15 protein-coding genes and 1 pseudogene are annotated in these 18,653 nt (G+C 34.6%); 4 read left to right on the top strand and 12 right to left on the bottom strand.

Annotated features, from left to right (window positions below; genetic code table 11):
- Positions 1-2 precede the first annotated feature (2 nt).
- The gene (locus tag MHH66_RS17305) at positions 3-722 is read right to left on the bottom strand and encodes a DUF554 domain-containing protein (protein WP_000236011.1); all 720 of its coding nucleotides are present in this window, start codon (positions 720-722) and stop codon (positions 3-5) included.
- A gap of 214 nt (positions 723-936) precedes the next feature.
- On the opposite strand from MHH66_RS17305, the gene MHH66_RS17310 reads away from it, so the two are divergent.
- Positions 937-2,040, top strand: a complete 1,104-nt coding sequence (locus MHH66_RS17310) for a CapA family protein (protein WP_078184314.1) — start codon at positions 937-939, stop codon at positions 2,038-2,040.
- A 52-nt stretch (positions 2,041-2,092) separates the two neighbouring features.
- Complete coding sequence (locus MHH66_RS17315) at positions 2,093-2,320, top strand: hypothetical protein (RefSeq protein WP_012260734.1); 228 nt, start codon at positions 2,093-2,095, stop codon at positions 2,318-2,320.
- A gap of 99 nt (positions 2,321-2,419) precedes the next feature.
- Here MHH66_RS17315 and ilvA read toward each other — a convergent pair whose 3' ends face one another.
- Together ilvA and ilvD are read right to left on the bottom strand one after the other, a co-directional pair.
- Positions 2,420-3,682: a threonine ammonia-lyase IlvA gene (gene ilvA, locus MHH66_RS17320; RefSeq protein ID WP_078184313.1), complete on the bottom strand. Its 1,263-nt coding sequence runs from the start codon at positions 3,680-3,682 to the stop codon at positions 2,420-2,422.
- A gap of 32 nt (positions 3,683-3,714) precedes the next feature.
- Positions 3,715-5,388, bottom strand: a complete 1,674-nt coding sequence (gene ilvD, locus MHH66_RS17325; protein ID WP_078184312.1) for a dihydroxy-acid dehydratase — start codon at positions 5,386-5,388, stop codon at positions 3,715-3,717.
- 610 nt (positions 5,389-5,998) lie between these two features.
- Between ilvD and MHH66_RS17330 the strand changes: the two genes are divergently transcribed.
- Positions 5,999-6,757, top strand: a complete 759-nt coding sequence (locus tag MHH66_RS17330; protein WP_002141274.1) for an SDR family oxidoreductase — start codon at positions 5,999-6,001, stop codon at positions 6,755-6,757.
- 44 nt (positions 6,758-6,801) lie between these two features.
- On the opposite strand, the gene MHH66_RS17335 is transcribed toward MHH66_RS17330, so the two are convergent.
- From MHH66_RS17335 to MHH66_RS17350, 4 genes and pseudogenes are all read right to left on the bottom strand, one after another.
- Positions 6,802-7,491 carry a response regulator transcription factor gene (locus MHH66_RS17335; protein ID WP_078184311.1) on the bottom strand — a complete coding sequence of 230 codons (690 nt, stop codon included), beginning with the start codon at positions 7,489-7,491 and terminating at the stop codon, positions 6,802-6,804.
- Positions 7,492-7,506: 15 nt separating this feature from the next.
- Entirely contained in the window at positions 7,507-8,997 is a 1,491-nt protein-coding gene (locus tag MHH66_RS17340) for a sensor histidine kinase (protein WP_033708987.1), read from the bottom strand.
- A 27-nt stretch (positions 8,998-9,024) separates the two neighbouring features.
- Positions 9,025-10,269: pseudogene (locus MHH66_RS17345) on the bottom strand (copper resistance CopC/CopD family protein).
- Positions 10,270-10,285: 16 nt separating this feature from the next.
- Entirely contained in the window at positions 10,286-11,914 is a 1,629-nt protein-coding gene (locus MHH66_RS17350) for a multicopper oxidase family protein (protein WP_078184310.1), read from the bottom strand.
- Between the two features lie 247 nt (positions 11,915-12,161).
- Here MHH66_RS17350 and msrA point away from each other — a divergent pair, with 247 nt between their 5' ends.
- Positions 12,162-12,695 carry a peptide-methionine (S)-S-oxide reductase MsrA gene (msrA, locus tag MHH66_RS17355; RefSeq protein WP_078184309.1) on the top strand — a complete coding sequence of 178 codons (534 nt, stop codon included), beginning with the start codon at positions 12,162-12,164 and terminating at the stop codon, positions 12,693-12,695.
- Positions 12,696-12,917: 222 nt separating this feature from the next.
- On the opposite strand, the gene ahpC is transcribed toward msrA, so the two are convergent.
- The 5 genes from ahpC to MHH66_RS17380 form a co-directional block, all read right to left on the bottom strand.
- Positions 12,918-13,481 (bottom strand): alkyl hydroperoxide reductase subunit C, encoded by a 564-nt coding sequence (gene ahpC, locus MHH66_RS17360; protein ID WP_078184308.1) that lies wholly within the window; start codon positions 13,479-13,481, stop codon positions 12,918-12,920.
- 65 nt (positions 13,482-13,546) lie between these two features.
- Positions 13,547-15,040: an amino acid permease gene (locus tag MHH66_RS17365; RefSeq protein ID WP_265170768.1), complete on the bottom strand. Its 1,494-nt coding sequence runs from the start codon at positions 15,038-15,040 to the stop codon at positions 13,547-13,549.
- Positions 15,041-15,174: 134 nt separating this feature from the next.
- Positions 15,175-15,945 carry a HalD/BesD family halogenase gene (locus MHH66_RS17370; protein WP_078184306.1) on the bottom strand — a complete coding sequence of 257 codons (771 nt, stop codon included), beginning with the start codon at positions 15,943-15,945 and terminating at the stop codon, positions 15,175-15,177.
- A gap of 34 nt (positions 15,946-15,979) precedes the next feature.
- Complete coding sequence (locus MHH66_RS17375) at positions 15,980-17,497, bottom strand: aminotransferase class I/II-fold pyridoxal phosphate-dependent enzyme (protein WP_234803707.1); 1,518 nt, start codon at positions 17,495-17,497, stop codon at positions 15,980-15,982.
- 390 nt (positions 17,498-17,887) lie between these two features.
- The gene (locus tag MHH66_RS17380) at positions 17,888-18,439 is read right to left on the bottom strand and encodes an NAD(P)H-dependent oxidoreductase (protein ID WP_078184305.1); all 552 of its coding nucleotides are present in this window, start codon (positions 18,437-18,439) and stop codon (positions 17,888-17,890) included.
- Positions 18,440-18,653 lie beyond the last annotated feature (214 nt).

An 18,653-nucleotide genomic window follows, 5' to 3' on the forward strand; every position in this document is an offset into this window, starting at 1 on the left:
CCCTAATGACTTATTATCAAACCATAACCGTATATAATAGAAACAATTACTCCAACCATTAATATGCCTGGAAGTAAATTTGCCACTTTAATTTTAATAAATCCAAGTAAGTTTAATCCGATTGCGAATATCATAATACCGCCAGTAGCCGTCATTTCCACTATAAATTGATTCATTAATTCTTTTGGAACAAAACTATTAATTTGTGTTGCAAAAACTGCAATACCTCCCTCATATAAAATCACTGGAATCGCTGAAAATACTACGCCAATTCCTAGAGTTGTCGTTAATATAATAGAAATGAATCCATCGATAATCGCCTTTGTAAATAAAATATCATGATTTCCGCGAATCCCACTGTCCAATGCACCAAGTATCCCCATCGCTCCGATTGCAAAAATAAGCGTGGCTGTTACAAAGCCTTCTGATATGCTCCCTTTCCCTTTCGATCCAACTTTATTTTCTAGCCAATCCCCTAACAGTTTTAACCTTTCTTCTAATTGTAGCCATTCTCCGATTACCGTACCAATAACTAAACTTAGTATGACAACAAGAAAATTTTCACTTTTTAATGCCATTTGAAGTCCAAGTACAGTAACCGCTAAACCAATTGCATGCATAATTGTTCCCTTCATACTTTCTGGAATCGCACTAAATAATTTACCAAGTAAAGTACCAAATATAATACAAATCCCATTTACAACTGCTCCTAATATAACCATTTCTCATTCTTCACCCTTCGAATTCTTTATTTCTATATTTTGGTTTATACATTGATTTACAGGTTACCTATATGTTAACGTAATATTGTGAATATTAACAAACGTTTTTCACTACATAACCCGCTATTTTTTTTGTAACTATACAAAGACCGATTGCCTTTAGTAGATTCATTATTAATCTAATTGCGGGATAAACTCAAAAGGGAAGGTATTTATGAAAACTTTACTAAAACGATTTCTGTTAATAGCCTTTTTCATTACACCAATTGTTTTATTAATCAACTACTCTTTTATTTCAAAAGCGAAAGACAAACCTGATATGCAAAACAAATCTAGTAAAACAGCTTCAAAAAGCGAAAAGAAAACCGAAGACCCTGAAATCACACTCACCTTCTCTGGTGATACAATGTTCGATTGGCAATTACGTCCCGTAATCGAAAAAAATGGGGCTGATTATCCATTCCAACACGTAAAAGAAGAAATAACGAAAGCTGATATTTCTTTTGTTAATTTAGAGTCAGCATTTACAACGAGAGAAAAAAAAGTACCTGGGCAACAATTTTGGATTAAAAGTGATCCATCCACACTACAAGCCATTAAAAACACCGGATATGACATCGTGAACATTGGCAATAACCATACACTTGATTATGGGCAAGATGGACTACTAGACACCATTTCTCACGTCGAAAAATTAAAACTACCTTACACTGGAGCCGGAAAAAATGCTGAAGATGCTTATACTGCTCGTGAACTAACTGTAAAAGGAAAAAAATTCAAGTTTCTTTCCTTCGTTCGATTTATGCCTAACTTTAATTGGGTAGCTGGTGAAAATAAGCCTGGCGTTACGAACGGATATGATCTAGATCTTGTAACAAAAACGATTCAAGAGCAAAAGAAAGATGCTGATTATGTAATCGTCTATATGCATTGGGGCGTCGAAAAATCTAATCGCCCAATAGAATACCAGAAACAATATGTTCCGAAAATGGTAGAGGCGGGTGCTGATGCAATCGTTGGAAGTCACCCGCATTGGTTACAAGGATTTGAGTATTACAATAAAGTTCCTATCGCATACTCGTTAGGAAACTTTTTATTCCCGAATTATGTAAATGGAAAGAGTGCCGAAACAGGCGTATTAACTTTAACCTTTAAAGGTAAGGATGTCCAAATGTCATTCAATCCTTACATCATTCGCAACAACCAAGTTTCTCCTGTAAATGAAGAAGAAAAGAAAAAAGCACTGCAATATTTACAAACGGTTTCAACTGATGTAGAAATTGATGACACTGGGAAAATAATAAACAAACGCAACTAAACAGCACGAGATTCATTTCTCTGTAACATACATTATGGGATAGGTGATGAATATGCTGAAAAACTTATTAGAAAATATAAGTCTGTTAGAAAACGTGTATAAAATATCTATAGCGATCCTGCTTTTATGTTCATTTTTTTCTGTTAGACTTCTAAGAAAAATAAAGAGAGAGAGAAAACTTACTCCCTTTGAATTTACAATGTATGTAATCATTCGTATTGCAATACTTTTTTGGTTAACTAGCTTTATCCTTCTTGAATATGGAGCGTATTTCGTTTAACTTTCAAAGAATAAAAAAGATAGAACAAGCAGGATTTCCCTCCGCTTGTATCTACCTTTTTTATTTCAAGTAGAATTGTATGTTAACTCTTTTCTTTTATTAAATAAGTAAATCAAACAGCACAGGATTTTTATTAAGCTCCACGAATTGAATGTTATTTTCTTGAAAACGAGTAATTAAAGCTTCATAGTCTTCCTTATGCTTTAATTCTACCCCCACTAAAGCTGGACCATTTTCTTTATTATGTTTCTTAATATACTCAAAGCGAGTAATATCATCTTCCGGTCCTAATCCTTTATCAAGAAACTCTCGTAGTGCTCCTGAACGTTGCGGAAATTCAATGATGAAATAGTGCTTTAATCCTTCATGAATAAGGGATCGTTCTTTCATTTCTTGCATTCTATCAATATCATTATTTCCACCACTTAACGTGCATACAACTGTTTTTCCCTTTATTTCATCTCTGTATAGATCAAGTGCCGCAATAGAAAGCGCACCAGCTGGCTCTGCTACAATCGCATTTTTCTTATACAGTTCTAAAATCGTTGTACAAACCTTTCCCTCCGGTACTAAAACAATATCATCAATTACATCTTTACACGTTTCAAAAGTTAACTTTCCTACCCTCTTAACAGCTGCTCCATCAACAAAACTATCAATCTTTTCTAATGCAACATTTTCATTTTGAAGAAAAGCTTCTTTCATAGATGCAGCTCCCATCGGTTCTACACCGATTACCTTTGTAGTAGGACTAACCCCCTTTACATATGTACCAATACCAGATGCTAATCCACCACCGCCAATTGCTGTAAATATATAATCAACTGGTTTCTCCATATCATGCATAATTTCAACAGCGACTGTTCCTTGACCAGCAACGACATACGGATCATCAAACGGATGTACAAATGTCATCCTATTTTCTACACAATAGCGCTGCGCCTCTTGGAAAGAACTATCAAATGTATCACCAACTAATACAATGTCTGCGAAATCACCACCGAAAAATTCAACTTGTGATACTTTTTGCTTAGGTGTCGTTGTCGGCATGAAAATTTTTGACGGAATCTTCAATAAATTACACGTATAAGCAACTCCTTGTGCATGATTACCAGCACTTGCACAAACAACACCATTTTGTAACTTTTCTTTCGGTAAACTTTGAATTAAATTATACGCACCACGAATTTTGAAAGAACGAATAACTTGTAAATCTTCTCGCTTAACATATACGTCACATTCATATTTCTCAGATAAAACTGAATCTCGTTGTAACGGTGTTTTAATAACGATATCTTTCATGCAATTATGAGCCATTAAGATATCTTCAATTTTCACTCTCTCCTTTACATTTTGCACCATTTTATATCATCCTTATCTCTTTTTATATTGGCTCAATCAAAATTCGGGATTTTCAGAACTGCACCTGTATTCGCCGATGTTACCATTTGTGCATAACGTCCAAGCCACCCAGTTTTCACTTTTGGTTCTGGTCGTTTCCACCCTTTTTTACGCTTCTCTAATTCCTCATCACTAACTCTCACTTCTAACAAGCGTTCCTCAACATCAATACATACAATATCTCCTTGTTCAAGAAGTGCAATCGTTCCGCCAGCTGCTGCTTCTGGTGAAATATGCCCTACCGAAATACCACGTGAAGCACCAGAGAAGCGACCATCAGTTAAAAGTGCAACATCTGCTCCTAATCCCATACCAGTAATTGCTGATGTTGGTGCTAACATTTCCGGCATACCAGGTCCGCCTCTTGGTCCTTCATAGCGAATAACAACTACATCTCCTTTCTTAACTTTCCCAAGCATAATGCCGGCAAGCGCCTCATCTTGTGAATTAAAAATAACGCAAGGTCCTTCAAATCGTTTTACTTCTGTTGCTCCGCTTTTAATAACCGCTCCGTCTTTCGCAAGGTTTCCTTTTAATATACGTAATCCTCCTTCTTCACTATGAGGATTTTCTAGAGAATGAATAACTTCCTTATCTTGAATCTCTGCATGAGCAATGTTTTCTCTTAATGTTTGCCCAGTAGCAGTTATACGATCAAGGTGAAGTACCCCTTCTTTTCGGCTCATCTCTTTCAAAATTGCACTAATCCCGCCTGCGCGATCGATATCTTCCATATGCCAATTAGAAGCTGGACTTACTTTACATAAATGCGGTACACGCCTTGAAACTGCATCAATGCGGTTCATATCGTAATCTAATCCCGCCTCTTGTGCGAGTGCTAACGTGTGTAATACTGTATTCGTTGATCCACCCATCGCCATATCAAGTGCAAACGCATCATCAATTGCTTCTTCTGTTACAATGTCACGTGGTTTAATATCTCTCTCAATTAAAATTTTTAATTTTTCTGCTGCTTGTTTAATTAACTCCTCACGTCTTGGATCAATCGCTAAAATACTCCCGTTACCAGGAAGAGCTAAACCTAATACTTCACATAAACAGTTCATAGAGTTCGCTGTAAACATACCGGAACAAGAACCACAAGATGGACAGCCATGATCTTCAATATCCTTTAATTCTTCTTCTGAAATTTTCCCAGATTGGTAGGCTCCTACCCCTTCAAAAACGGAACTTAAATCGACAACTTCCCCTTTAGATGTTTTCCCAGCTGCCATCGGTCCACCCGAAACAAAAACAGTTGGAATGTTTATGCGAAGTGCAGCCATCATCATACCTGGTGTAATTTTGTCACAGTTTGGAATACAAATCATTCCGTCAAACCAGTGTGCATTTACAACCGTTTCTACTGAATCTGCAATAATTTCACGACTAGGAAGCGAATAACGCATACCGATATGTCCCATCGCAATACCATCATCTACTCCAATTGTATTAAATTCAAATGGAACCATGCCTGCTGCACGTACTGCTTCTTTAACAAGTTTCCCAAACTCATTTAAGTGCTTATGACCTGGAATAATTTCAATAAAAGAATTACAAATTGCTATGAATGGTTTATCAAAATCTTCATCTTTTAAACCAGTTGCTTTTAATAAACTACGATGCGGAGCTTTATCAAAACCTTTTTTAATCATGTCACTTCTCATCTTGTCAAATCCCTTCTTACACATTTTTTCTCTTACTTAATCTATTTTTTAAAATAAAAACTCTCACCTCAGCAATCAACTACTACTTAATAGTAGCTTTGATTGCTGAGGCGAGAGTTTCGCGTTACCACTCAGCTTCCTTACACTTCTCACGAAATATAAGCTTTGTAGGTCCAACCAGACCCCCGTCCTTTTACCGGAGACGATACCGCCGCCCTCTACTCAGTTTCCCTTTCGCAAGCGATGCTCCGAGGTGATATTCAATGATTCGATGCTTACTACTCTCGCAGCCTTGGAGTAGCTCTCTGAAACGATCATAATCATCTACTTTCCTCTTCTTTGCATATACATAATATAAAGTCTGAAAATTCATAATTTACTTTTATTTGTTAAACGTATTATAGGACTTTGTTCTTTTCATTGTCAACATTTTTTTAAAAATTCATTTTTAAAGTTCAATTCATACACCAAAAGGTTGTTTATTTTTCTCAAAACAAAATTGGAATGAACTTCTTACACGTACTCATATATTACTTAAGTATGTTTGCTTTTCTACATAAAGAAAAACAACTTAAAACATATAAAAATTTCATGAGGAGATGAGAGAACTATGTTAAAAGGTAAAATAGCATTAGTTACTGGAGCAAGCCGAGGAATTGGACGTGCTATCGCAAAACGTTTAGCAAACGATGGTGCATTAGTTGCTGTTCATTATGGTAACCGAAAAGAAGATGCTGAAGAAACTGTTCATGAAATTCAATCAAATGGCGGATCAGCTTTTTCTATCGGTGCAAATCTTGAATCTTTACACGGTGTAGAAAACCTATATAATTCTTTAGATACTGAATTGCAAAAGCGAACTGGTGGAACGGAATTTGATATTTTAATAAACAACGCTGGAATTGGACCTGGTGCTTTTATTGAAGAAACGACTGAACAATTTTTTGATAGAATCGTTTCAGTAAATGCAAAAGCACCATTCTTCATCATCCAACAAGCTCTACCGCGTTTACGTGACAATAGCCGGATTGTTAATATCTCATCAGCCGCAACTCGCATTTCTTTACCTGATTTCGTTGCATATAGTATGACGAAAGGTGCAATTAACACAATGACTTTCACTCTAGCAAAACAACTTGGCGCACGAGGTATTACTGTAAATGCAATACTTCCAGGCTTCATTAAAACAGATATGAATGCGGAACTCTTGAGCGATCCAATGATGAAACAATATGCTACTAACATTTCAGCTTTCAATCGATTAGGTGAAGTAGAAGACATTGCCGACACTGCTGCATTTCTCGCTTCTCCTGATAGTCGCTGGGTTACTGGACAATTGATTGATGTTAGCGGAGGATCTTGTTTGTAAATTCATTTACAATAAAAAAGCCAGCAAAAATGCTGGCTTTTTTATTAGTGTGTAAAACGATATCCTACTCCCCAAATTGTTTCAATGTATGATTTATCAAATGGATCGAGTTCAATTTTTTGACGAATATTTTTCACATGTACAGCAACCGTTGCTGCATCACCAATTACATCCATCCCCCAGACAGTTTCAAAGAGACGATCTTTACTAAATACTTGGTTTGGATGTTCCGCCATACAAGTTAATAAATCAAATTCTTTTCCTGTTAACATGACCTCAGTTCCATTTATAAATACACGTCGTGCCGATTTATCAATAAGCAATCCTCGAATACGAATTTCATCTTTTATTTGTTCTCGCTTTCCTGTTAAACGATCATAACGGGCTAGATGAGCGTTTACACGCGCCACCATTTCACTTGGGCTAAATGGTTTTATAATATAATCATCTGCTCCAAAACCTAACCCTTTAATTTTATCGATTTCCTCTTGTTTTGCGGACACCATAAGTATTGGTATGTCCTTTTTCAATCGAACTTGTTTACAAATTCCATATCCATCTATTCCCGGTAACATTATGTCTAAAATTAACAAGTCATAATCCTCCAGAAGAACTCTTTGTAAACCTTTTTCACCAGAGTAATCAATATCTACTGTATACCCAGCAACCTCTAAATAATCCTTTTCTAACTCTGCTATAATAGCTTCATCTTCAATAATTAAAATTCTTTTCAAGATGCTCTCCTTTTTCTAATTGATTTTTTGTAATGTAAATGCCAGCGTCGTTCCTTTACCTTTTTTGCTTTCTACCCAAATATCACCACCATGTTGTGTGATAATCTGATGTGCAATTGACAAACCAAGTCCGCTTCCACCTGTTTTAGAATTTCTAGAATGATCTGCACGATAAAACCTTTCAAATATATGAGGCAACGCCTTCTCTTCTATTCCTACCCCATTATCTTTTATGTAAATCGTTACATAATCAATAGATTCGGTCATGCGAATTCCTATATATCCTTCTTCTTTATCCATATACTTCACACTATTCCAAATGATATTTGTAATAACACGACGTAATTTTTCACGATCACCTTTTACCAAAATAGAAGTATCCTTTTGAGCATCCCATCTCACTGCAATTCCCTTATCTTGTAATTCAAGCTGTAGTTCTTCTATACAATCAGATAAGTATTGATTAATTTCAACCTCTTCAAATTGAAACGGTTCCTCTTTTAAATCAAGTTTTGAAAAGAGAAAAAGCTCGTCAATTAATTGATCCATATCAAACACTTTATAATAAATAATCGTTAAATATTTATCTAATTGTTCTGGAGTTCGAGCGATACCTTCTTTAATTCCTTGTACATAACCTTTAATAGCCGTTATTGGCGTCCGTAAATCATGAGAAATATTTGAAAGCAACTCTTTACGATTTTTTTCATATTGCATTTGCAACTCGACAGATTCCTTCAACCTGCCACGCATCTCTTCAAACGATAAACTTAATTCACCTATTTCATCTTTCGCAAGTGGCTTTACTTGAAAATCTAAATCACCCTTTTGAATTCTTTCCGTTGCCTGCTTTAATGAATGCAATGGTTTAATAATACTCCGTGATATAAAATATGTTAATATTCCATTCGTAATAATTAACCCAAGTATTAAAGAGCATACGAAATACGGGAAAAATTCTCTAATCATTTCTTCTAAAGGATTTACATACTCAAATACAAAAATACTAACCTTATCCTTCTCTTCATCGTAGTAATCAAATTGCTTATAGTAAAAAGAATTACCCTCTATTTTCACATCCATTCCCTTTCTTTGTCCTTCCGTTTCAAATGCGGGTAGGTATTTATCAAACGAAGAGATTTTAAAATATGGGGATGAATATTTAAGCTCATCATTTTTTCGAATTAGTAATCCTGCTTGATTATCGTTTAATTCTTTATCAGTTTCCTTTAAAAAATTTATATCCTCCAATTTATCTGGAGCATACGATGAAAGAATTTTCAACCTACTAAAAATATCATCTTCATCTTCTTTTGTACGAATAGCTCCCTCCTGCTCTTTATCAATGAGAGAATGACTATTTTGATTAAGACCAATGATTGCTTTTGCAATACGAATATCACCAAATAAAGTAACACTAATTAACATAACTGCTATACCGCAAAAAACGATTGGAATAATTACCATCGCAACATACGACAACAGCAATCTAATACGGATTGACATTACAGAACTCCTATGAACATTATAATTTTAGCTTGTTACAGAATTCACCGGAAACGAAACTTGACTCATCCAAATACCAGCTAATAATACGAGTATAGCTAGAACAATTTCTAAGAGCAATAAACGGCGATTAACTGTTCCGATATCGTTACCCCATATTTTCGTTTGTCTCCATGCTACAATTGTAATTATACATACAGTAAGAATCTTTATATTTAAAAGGTTCGTCCATATTGAATTAAAATTAAAAAGTACCCAATTCCTTGTCTGTAAAAACACAATTAATTCCCCAGAAAGAAATGCTAGAATAAATGAAATACCAGCAATAATGCTAAAATGCTTACGGAAACTCTTTTGATCAAATGTAATTTTGTATAATGTTGTCCACGCTATAACAAGAGCTAAATAAATAAGTGCTCCTAGCCACACTGCAATACTCATAACGTGGACCATTCTAATTATAACTGCTGCCCAATTTGGATTAGTAATCCATACATGACCTGTGAAAGAAAAACTCGCAACAAGAAATCCCCAAATTAGCGCATACCATTCGTTCCCCATATGCCGCAAAGACATAAGAACTAATAATAGCAGTTGAATCATAATAATAACTGAAAATGGCGAATGAATAAGTAAACTTCCCTTCGGAATAACTGACTTATATACTATTAATTCGGCTATTAATCCTACTACAAGTATAGAGAAGAAAATCTTTTTCATATTCTTCATTCTTTGCAATATGGGAGGTAAGCTATAACGTTTTACAAACATATCGAGCCACTTTACTCCTGCTCCAATTAAAATCATTCCCTCTACAATATAGCGTAGTGTTACTATCATAACATCTGAAAATACTGAGCCACTCCCACTCGCATTTCCCTCTACCACTACATTAGTTTGTACTTCTTCTCCAATTGAAAAGGGATAGCCTCCCTCACTCGGATGTCCGTCTGCAGAAATCATAGACCACCTTACTGTGTAAGCACCATTATTTAAGTTTGGTAATTTCACTTTTAATTTTGTTGGGTTATCTAATATTTCAACCTTTGATACTTGCACTCTCTTTGCACTTGCATCTAGCAATTCAATATTAACTACATTTCCCGCAACTGGTTCACTAAATTCAAGAATAATCTATTCCGGTTGTACTGTAAGAACCTCACCCTCTTTAGGGGTGGCTCCTACAACACTTGTATGAGCAAATACACTACTATGAGAAAATAAAAATATACTTGTACTTATTACAATAAATACTATCATTCTATAAAGCATGAAAACCTCCGTATTATTATTCTGGATGATTACCCGCGTGATTTCCTGTAGAAAACGGAGTAGTTACCCCCTCATAATTCATCATCGTATGCATTCCTTTTTCCGCATGAACGAGATGATGACAATGAACCATCCATAGTCCACTATTATTTGCCTCTAGAGCAATTTCATATTCTTCTCCCGGAAAAACATTAACTGTATCTAAGTAAATCGGACTTCCCTCCATTGGTTTACCATTTTTAGAAATAACCTGGAATGTATGTCCATGCAAATGCATTGGATGAATTTCTTCCCCCTTATTTTTAAATCGAATCTTAACTTTATCCCCTTTCTCTACTTTAATTGGTGGAATGTCAGGTGATGTCTTTCCATTAATCGTATACACCCATTTTTCTTGTCCATTTACATCTTTCACACCTTCTGCCAAATCCATATCATAGACTTTTGTAAACTTTGAATCTATCGTAAACTTGCCAACTTCTTTTTCTCCATATTTCGTAAAGTCAAACCATGGATAACTCTTTATATCAACAGGTTTTTTCGGCAAAGAACCGTTCCCAATAGTCGTCGTTAACATTCGATTCATTTTCTTAGATGGATCAACATTAATAAGTTTTACACTCGTTGTTTCTGGCATTTTAAAAACAAGGTCATAACGTTGTGCAGCTCCCATCGGAAGAATTGCTTTATCTAGCTCGTCCCCACCTTTTATGTCACGACCATCTAATGCAATAATTTGAAATGGCGCCCCAACTAATGTCATTAAATGCGTATTATTCCCAGCATTAATTAAGCGAAGGCGTACTGTTTCACCTGGTTTTGCATCCAATCGTAGTCCCTCACTTGTATCATTTAATGTAAATACATCGTAATCATCTCCATCAGATAAATCTTTGAGTTGATCATTACTTGGCATCATTAACGGTCCTTCTAAAGTTTGCGCCTTTTCATTTCGAATATGATTGCTAGGATAGCTATCCCAATCTTTATCTTGTTCGCCATTATGCTTACGGGTTTTTACGGCTCCTGTTTTCCATTCATGGATCGCCACTGTATAATCCTTTTCATATTTTACAGCTGGTTTATTCGGTTCAATAACAATGGTTCCAAATAGTCCCCGTTCCGTTTGTATTGCACTTTTTTGATGTGAATGATACCAATATGTTCCTACCTGATCAGCATTAAATGCGTATGTATATGTTTCACCTGGTTTTATAGCATTTTGCGTAACACCTGGAACACCATCTACCGCCGCAGGAACATCTAATCCGTGCCAATGGATTGTAACCGGTTCTGGTAATTCATTTTTCAAATTTACAACAATACGTTCACCTTGTTTAACTCGAATTTGAGTACCCGGTGATGTTCCATCAAAGGTCCATGCATCTACCTTTTTCCCATTTCCCAAATCTACACTTGCTACTTTCGCCGTAATATTAAAAGTTTTTGTAACCCGATTTTCTGCATTTGAATTCGTAAGAGATGTAATTGATTCTGAAGTAGATGTTACGTCTCTTAACTTCTTTTTTTCATTTGTACCTGGGTAATTATTAATTAAAAAATATCCGAAAATAACTAACCCTAATAGTAAGCACGCCGCAATCAATATATTTCTTAAATCACTTTGTATAAATTCCTTTTTCATATTAGTCTCTCTTTCATTTTTTGTTGTAAACTATTAATTTTCATACGTGGATTCATTGCCTATCACCTCACATATTCACTTCGATTTACATCATAACACTCAGAAAAAAAGAAACTTTGAAGGAATTTTAAAGACTTTATAAAGAAATATATTTCAATTTTTATTCACTTCTAAATCTTTTTTATTGCGCAATAAAACATTTTATATAATACTGTATAAAACATATATATTTAGGAGGATTACAGCAATGTCTGAAAAAGCATACGAACTCGCAACCTTTGCAGGCGGTTGTTTTTGGTGCATGGTAAAACCATTTGATGAGCTTCCCGGTATTCAAAAAGTACTTTCCGGCTATGCAGGTGGTCATGTAGAAAACCCAACATACGAACAAGTAAAGACTGGAACATCTGGACATTTAGAAGTTGTACAAATTACATTCGATCCTTCTATTTTTCCTTATCAAAAATTACTAGATTTATATTGGCCACAAATTGATCCAACTGATGACGGCGGACAATTTTTCGATCGTGGTCCATCTTACCGCACAGCAATTTTTTATCATAATGAAACACAAAAAGAGCGTGCAGAAAAATCAAAGCAAACTCTAGCAGAAAGCGGTATGTTTAAAGGTCCTATTGTGACTGAAATTCGCTCAGCTGCACCTTTTTATGAAGCAGAGAAATACCACCAGCATTTCTATAAAAAGAATCCAGAGAAATATGCTACCGAGCAAAAAGAATCTGGTCGTGAAGACTTTATAAAAGAAAATTGGCAAAAATAATAATAAAAATGCATCGTACCTTTTAAGTACGATGCATTTTTATCTTTGAAAAAAGTACGATTGCTGTTGAGACGTTCTTTAAATACAGCTACAGCTTTTAATCTTTAGAAACGTTATCTTCTCCTTTGCTAACTTTAAGGGAAATATCGTTCTCCATTAATTGTATTTATTGGGATATTTGTGTTTTTATATCTGCATCTAATATTATTTTGATTGAACTTCTTATACTTTTCCTACAAGGTCAAGGCTTGGTTTAAGTGTTGCAGAACCCTCTTGCCATTTAGCTGGGCAAACTTCACCTGGGTTGTTACGTACGTATTGAGCTGCTTTAATTTTGTTAACAAGGACGCTTGCATCACGACCAATACCGTCTGCATTGATCTCCATAGATTGGATAACACCATCTGGATCGATGATAAATGTACCCCGAGCAGCAAGACCTTCTTCTTCAATTAAAACGTTGAAGTTACTAGTGATTGTACGAGTTGGATCACCAATCATAATGTATTCAATTTTTCCAATAGTTTCTGAGTTATCGTGCCATGCTTTATGTGTAAAGTGGGTATCTGTAGATACAGAGTATACTTCAACGCCTAATTCTTTTAGAGTTGCGTATTGGTTTTGTAAATCTTCGAGTTCAGTGGGGCAAACGAATGTGAAGTCTGCTGGGTAGAAACAAACTACACTCCACTTACCTTTTAAGTTTTCCTCAGTAACCTCTATAAATTGACTATTATAGTACGCCTCTGCTTTAAACGGTTTTACTTCTGTTCCAATTAATAACATAATAAAATTCCTCCTAATTATATTTTTTGCTACACCTAAATAAATTTGCTTATAAGAAATTAAACCTATTTTAATTCACAATTCTTAAGATCAATCAATTTAGTTTTATATTTTAGCTTGTAACCAAACCAAATAATAAAAAATATAACCACACTACTATACGTCATACAAAGATTAATCCATGAAATCTCCATTTTGAGAATAGCATTATACTCTTGACCTACTATAATAATCATACATAATATAATTGAAATAATAGGGGAAAATGGAAACCATTTAGCTTTATAAGGAAGATTGCTAATATCTTTCCCTTGTGCCATATATGCTTTTCGGAATCTATAATGACATAACGCAATGCCGATCCATGATAAAAAACCTGATAACCCTGAGGAATTTAGCAACCACATAAATACCACTCCTTCGCCCAAAAATGAAGATAGAAAAGCGAGCATACCCACTAGAGAAGTTATAATTAACGCATTTACTGGTATACCATTTTTATTTAACTTCAAAAGTGATTTTGGTGCTTTTCCCTCTTTAGCTAAGGACCAAAGCATACGAGTAGACGCATACATTCCCGAATTTGCAGCTGATAAAATAGATGTTAATATTACAGCGTTCATCACCGATGCTGCAAATGCAAGACCAGCCTTTTCAAAGACTATTGTGAAAGGACTCATTGAGATATTCTCAATATTATTATTCATCAAATAAGGGTTTGTATATGGAATAAGCAATCCAATAATTAATATAGAACAAATATAAAAAAGTAGAATTCTCCAAAACACCTGTTTTATAGCCTTGGGTACATTCTTTTTAGGATTCTTGCTTTCTCCAGCTGCAACTCCAATTAATTCTGTTCCTTGAAAAGAAAATCCTGCAATCATAAAAACGGAGAGGATACTGAGACTGTTAGATGGAAAAGATGCTTCCTCTATAGTGAAATTTTTATAACCTACAAATTCTCCACCTAAGATCCCAAAAATAGTAAATAATCCCACTAACAAAAAAATTATAATTGTAATTACTTTAACTAAAGAAAACCAGAACTCAACTTCTCCAAATGACTTTGTAGAAAAGTAATTAAGTAATACAATTACGGTTAAGAAAATAGCACTCCATATAATTCCTGGAACAGATGGGAACCAAAATTTCATTATGATAGCAGCGGCAGACAGTTCAACTGCTATTGTAATAGCCCATGTATACCAATAATTCCATCCAAGAGCAAAACCAAGTGCGGGATCTACAAATTTAGTAGCATATGTACTAAATGAACCTGAATCAGGTAAGAATGTAGCTAATTCACCCAAACTCATCATAATTAAATACACCATTATCCCTATTAATATATAGGCTATTAAAGCTCCACCTGGTCCAGCCATTTGAATAGATGTACCACTAGAAACGAATAATCCTGTTCCAATTGATCCGCCTATAGCAATCATAGTCAGGTGTCTTGTTTCTAATGTTCTCTTTAATGTGCCTGTAGGATTTTCATTGGGTTTATGAATTTTATTGTCTATACTCGAAGTTACAGTTGCTCTTTCCGAACTCATGATTTCCCCCATATATATCGTGTTTAGAGATTAATTGAACTTATCAGAAACCTGATAAGTTCAATTAAAACAATATAAAATCAATCTATTTTCCTACGTACATCAGTATGTTTTAATTCTTTAAAATCCAAAACTTAAACCTCAACTAACTCCTTATTATCTTCATAGATCGCTCCCATAGTCTCATGAGAAATATTTTTAGTTAAATCTTCTTCAGATGCATAACTAAAGACCACAACAGTACGACGAGAATCATTTTCTAAAGGTGTTACCCTATGCAATGTAGTACCAGCTTTCATAAAGTAACAATGGTCTTGAGGAACATATATATTTTGAATTTCACGATTTTCAAGTACGGCTTTTAATCCTGTTTCAGGATTTTCTTTATCCCATACGGTATTAGGAATATATTCAACAATAGCACCTTCCCCTTCTTTAGGTGCTTCAATTACCCAAATTAAAGCAAAAGTGTAGTCATCCCAATGCCAACCATGAGTATCACCTGTTTTTTGCTGATTATTAATAATAAATTCTTCTGGCGTATATGGAATACGATGTACTGGTTCATTATTATTTAAAAATGTTAAAAAGTTTATAATCACTTCAGACCTAAAAAATGCTGGAATTATCTTTCCTTTTTCAGAAATACTGTCACGATTTACTACATTGAAATTACGAGGTGTATTTCCTGTAGCTTCAATAGTAATATCACGACGTTTTGCATTTTCTGAAAGAAGATATTTCGCTTCAGCAGACATAGCTGCAATTAAAGGTTTAGGTAGCATGTCATTCATCATTGCTAATCCTTCATTTTTAAATCTCTCCTGAAGTACCAGTAAATAATCTTTTTGAAGCGAGTTGATATGATTTTCTATAATTGTGTCAAATTGTTTTTGAAATTCCATAGTAAATTCCTCCTAATTTTCAAATAAGTATAGTTTATTTATCATCAATTACTTTAATAGCATGTAAGCCATTACTACTTTGTACAGAGAGTCCTAATTCGAGACAATAATTAAGGTAGTCTGTAATATCTTTTGTAATTATCTCTCCTGGTAAAAGAACAGGTATACCCGGAGGTGTAACAAGGACTGACTCAGCAGCCACTCGCCCAATCGATTGATCTAGCTCCACATATTTTACCTTTGAAAAATATGCTTCTCTTGGTGTAACAGCTAATTGAGGAGGTGTTAGTACGTTCATAGACCACTGACTTCTTGCAAATTGTTTTGCATCTGATTGTATTTCTCCATTGTTGAATCTCCTAGACAACGAACCTAACGCTTGTACTAGTTTATCAATATCCGATTCATCATGCCCAATTGTAATAATAAATAGGATATTATTCACATCGGAAAGCTCAACTTCTATGCGGTATTCATCTCGCAAAATATTTTCTACTTCTCTTCCTGTTACACCCCAATTCGTAACGTTTATACAAAGCTTTGTCTCATCTAAAGCAAAACTAGAGCTCGAATGATTCAAATCTTCTGGTTTTAAACAAGAAAGGCCATACATTTGATCAATTTCATTTCTAGCTTTACGAGATAATGCTATTGCACGCCCTAATAATTTCTCTCCATTTACGGCCAATTGTTTGCGAGCAGCATCTAAGGAAGCCATTAATATATAATTTGCACTAGTAGTAGTAATTAGAGAGAAATTCTCTTTAACTCTGTCTAAACTTACTAGCCCCTCTCGAACATTAATCACACTTGTTTGAGTAAATGAACCACCCATTTTATGCATACTAGACGAGGCAATATCCGCACCAGCTTGCATTGCAGACATTGGTAAATCAGAATGAAAATGAACATGTGACCCCTGAGCCTCGTCAACTATTACAGGGATTCCTTTCGAATGAACATAATCTATTATTTGTTTCAAGTCTGTTACAACACCATAATAAGTAGGATTTATTATACATACACCCTTTACGTCCGGGTGCTCATCTAAAGTTTTTTGAATGTTTTCTCGACTAATCCCATGACAAACTCCATATACAGGATCAATTTCAGGAGATATAAAGATTGGTACTGCACCGGATAGTATAAGTCCACTAACGATAGAAGCATGAACATTTCTAGGTACAATAATCTTATCTCCAGGATTACAAATGCTCATAATCATAACTACATTAGCACTACTAGTACCTTGAACACTAAAAATCGTATAGTCAGCCCCAAAGGCTTTTGCAGCTAGCTTCTGCGCCTCATGAATAATTCCAGTCGGATGGCGCAAATAATCTAATGGTGGTATTCCTACTAAATCAAAATCTAAAGTGTTCTTCCCAAAATATGTTGTAAATTCCTCATCCAAGCCCCTGCCCTTTATATGGCCAGGAGTATGCATTTGTAGAAAATTATCCTCTATGTAATTCTTTACACCAGTAATTAATGGTGTCTCATATTGCTCATCTTTACATTTATTTTCTACGGTATTTAGTTGAATCTGCAAAGAATCACCTCTCTTAATTAAGTACTTTCATATTCAATAAAACGAAAATTCCCATTTAATCTCCATTACATACTCATTCACTAATACCATCAATAATATCGGTTTCTATAATTCTCTTTCCTTATCCCTCCTATTTATCTAAGCTGCCTAAATCTAAAACGAAATTTCTTAAAATTAAAATTTCTTAAGATTCAATTTTTATTATATATTTACTGAAAATATTGTGAAGTAGGCACTTTTTTGTATCAGAGTACCCCATTGTATACAAAGTTACTATTAATAAGCATTGCACTAAAAGTAATTAACCGATGACATATATAATACAAAAAAGAGCCCCATTCTATAGGGCTCTAAAATATTCTATGATTTCCAACAGAAGAATAAATCCAATTAAATATCCATCGCTTTAACCTTGCTAAGTTTTTCAATATGATTTATATAATTGGTTGCACTTTCCTCTAATTTCTCATCAGATAAATTATAATCTACACCATAAAGGGCAAATGTAGGAAGAAATTTCATACCAGTATACAGACAAGACGCTTGATATGGTCTTAACAATTCACTTAATGTGTACTCATTTGCCTCACCAGCTCGATATTCTTGTTCTATCACACCAGCTGAAATGGCTAATCCAAATTCTTTGCCAAGAAGCTTATCTCCTGTTGACCCATATGCAAATCCATATGTCAAAATATCATCAAACCATTTCTTTAATAATGGCGGCGAACTATACCAGTAGAATGGGAATTGAAAAATATAACGGTCATGCTCTACTAACAATTTTTGCTCACGCTCAATGTCAAAGTTCCAATCTGGGTACTCTTTATATAGTTCATGTATTGTAAAATCTTCCGGGTATTTTTTTAATTCTTCTAACCAACGTTTATTAATACGAGATTTCTCAATATTTGGATGTGCAATGACTACAAGTGTTTTCATAAATATACTCCCCCTCAAAAGATTAACTTCACATTCGTAAAATAATCCTTTTATATTTTGGTAACATTGACATTATTTACTACATATAGCAATATTTAAAGTACGCACTTTTAAGTTCCATAGGCACTTTTAAGTTTCATAGGTACTTTGAAGTTCCCACATAAGAGAAAGGAGCTAAAACTAGATTTCAGTACTAAACAGCTTGAAATAATCT

Origin of the sequence: Bacillus sp. FSL H8-0492, assembly GCF_038006145.1 — a bacterium.
Lineage (GTDB): Bacteria > Bacillota > Bacilli > Bacillales > Bacillaceae_G > Bacillus_A > Bacillus_A mycoides.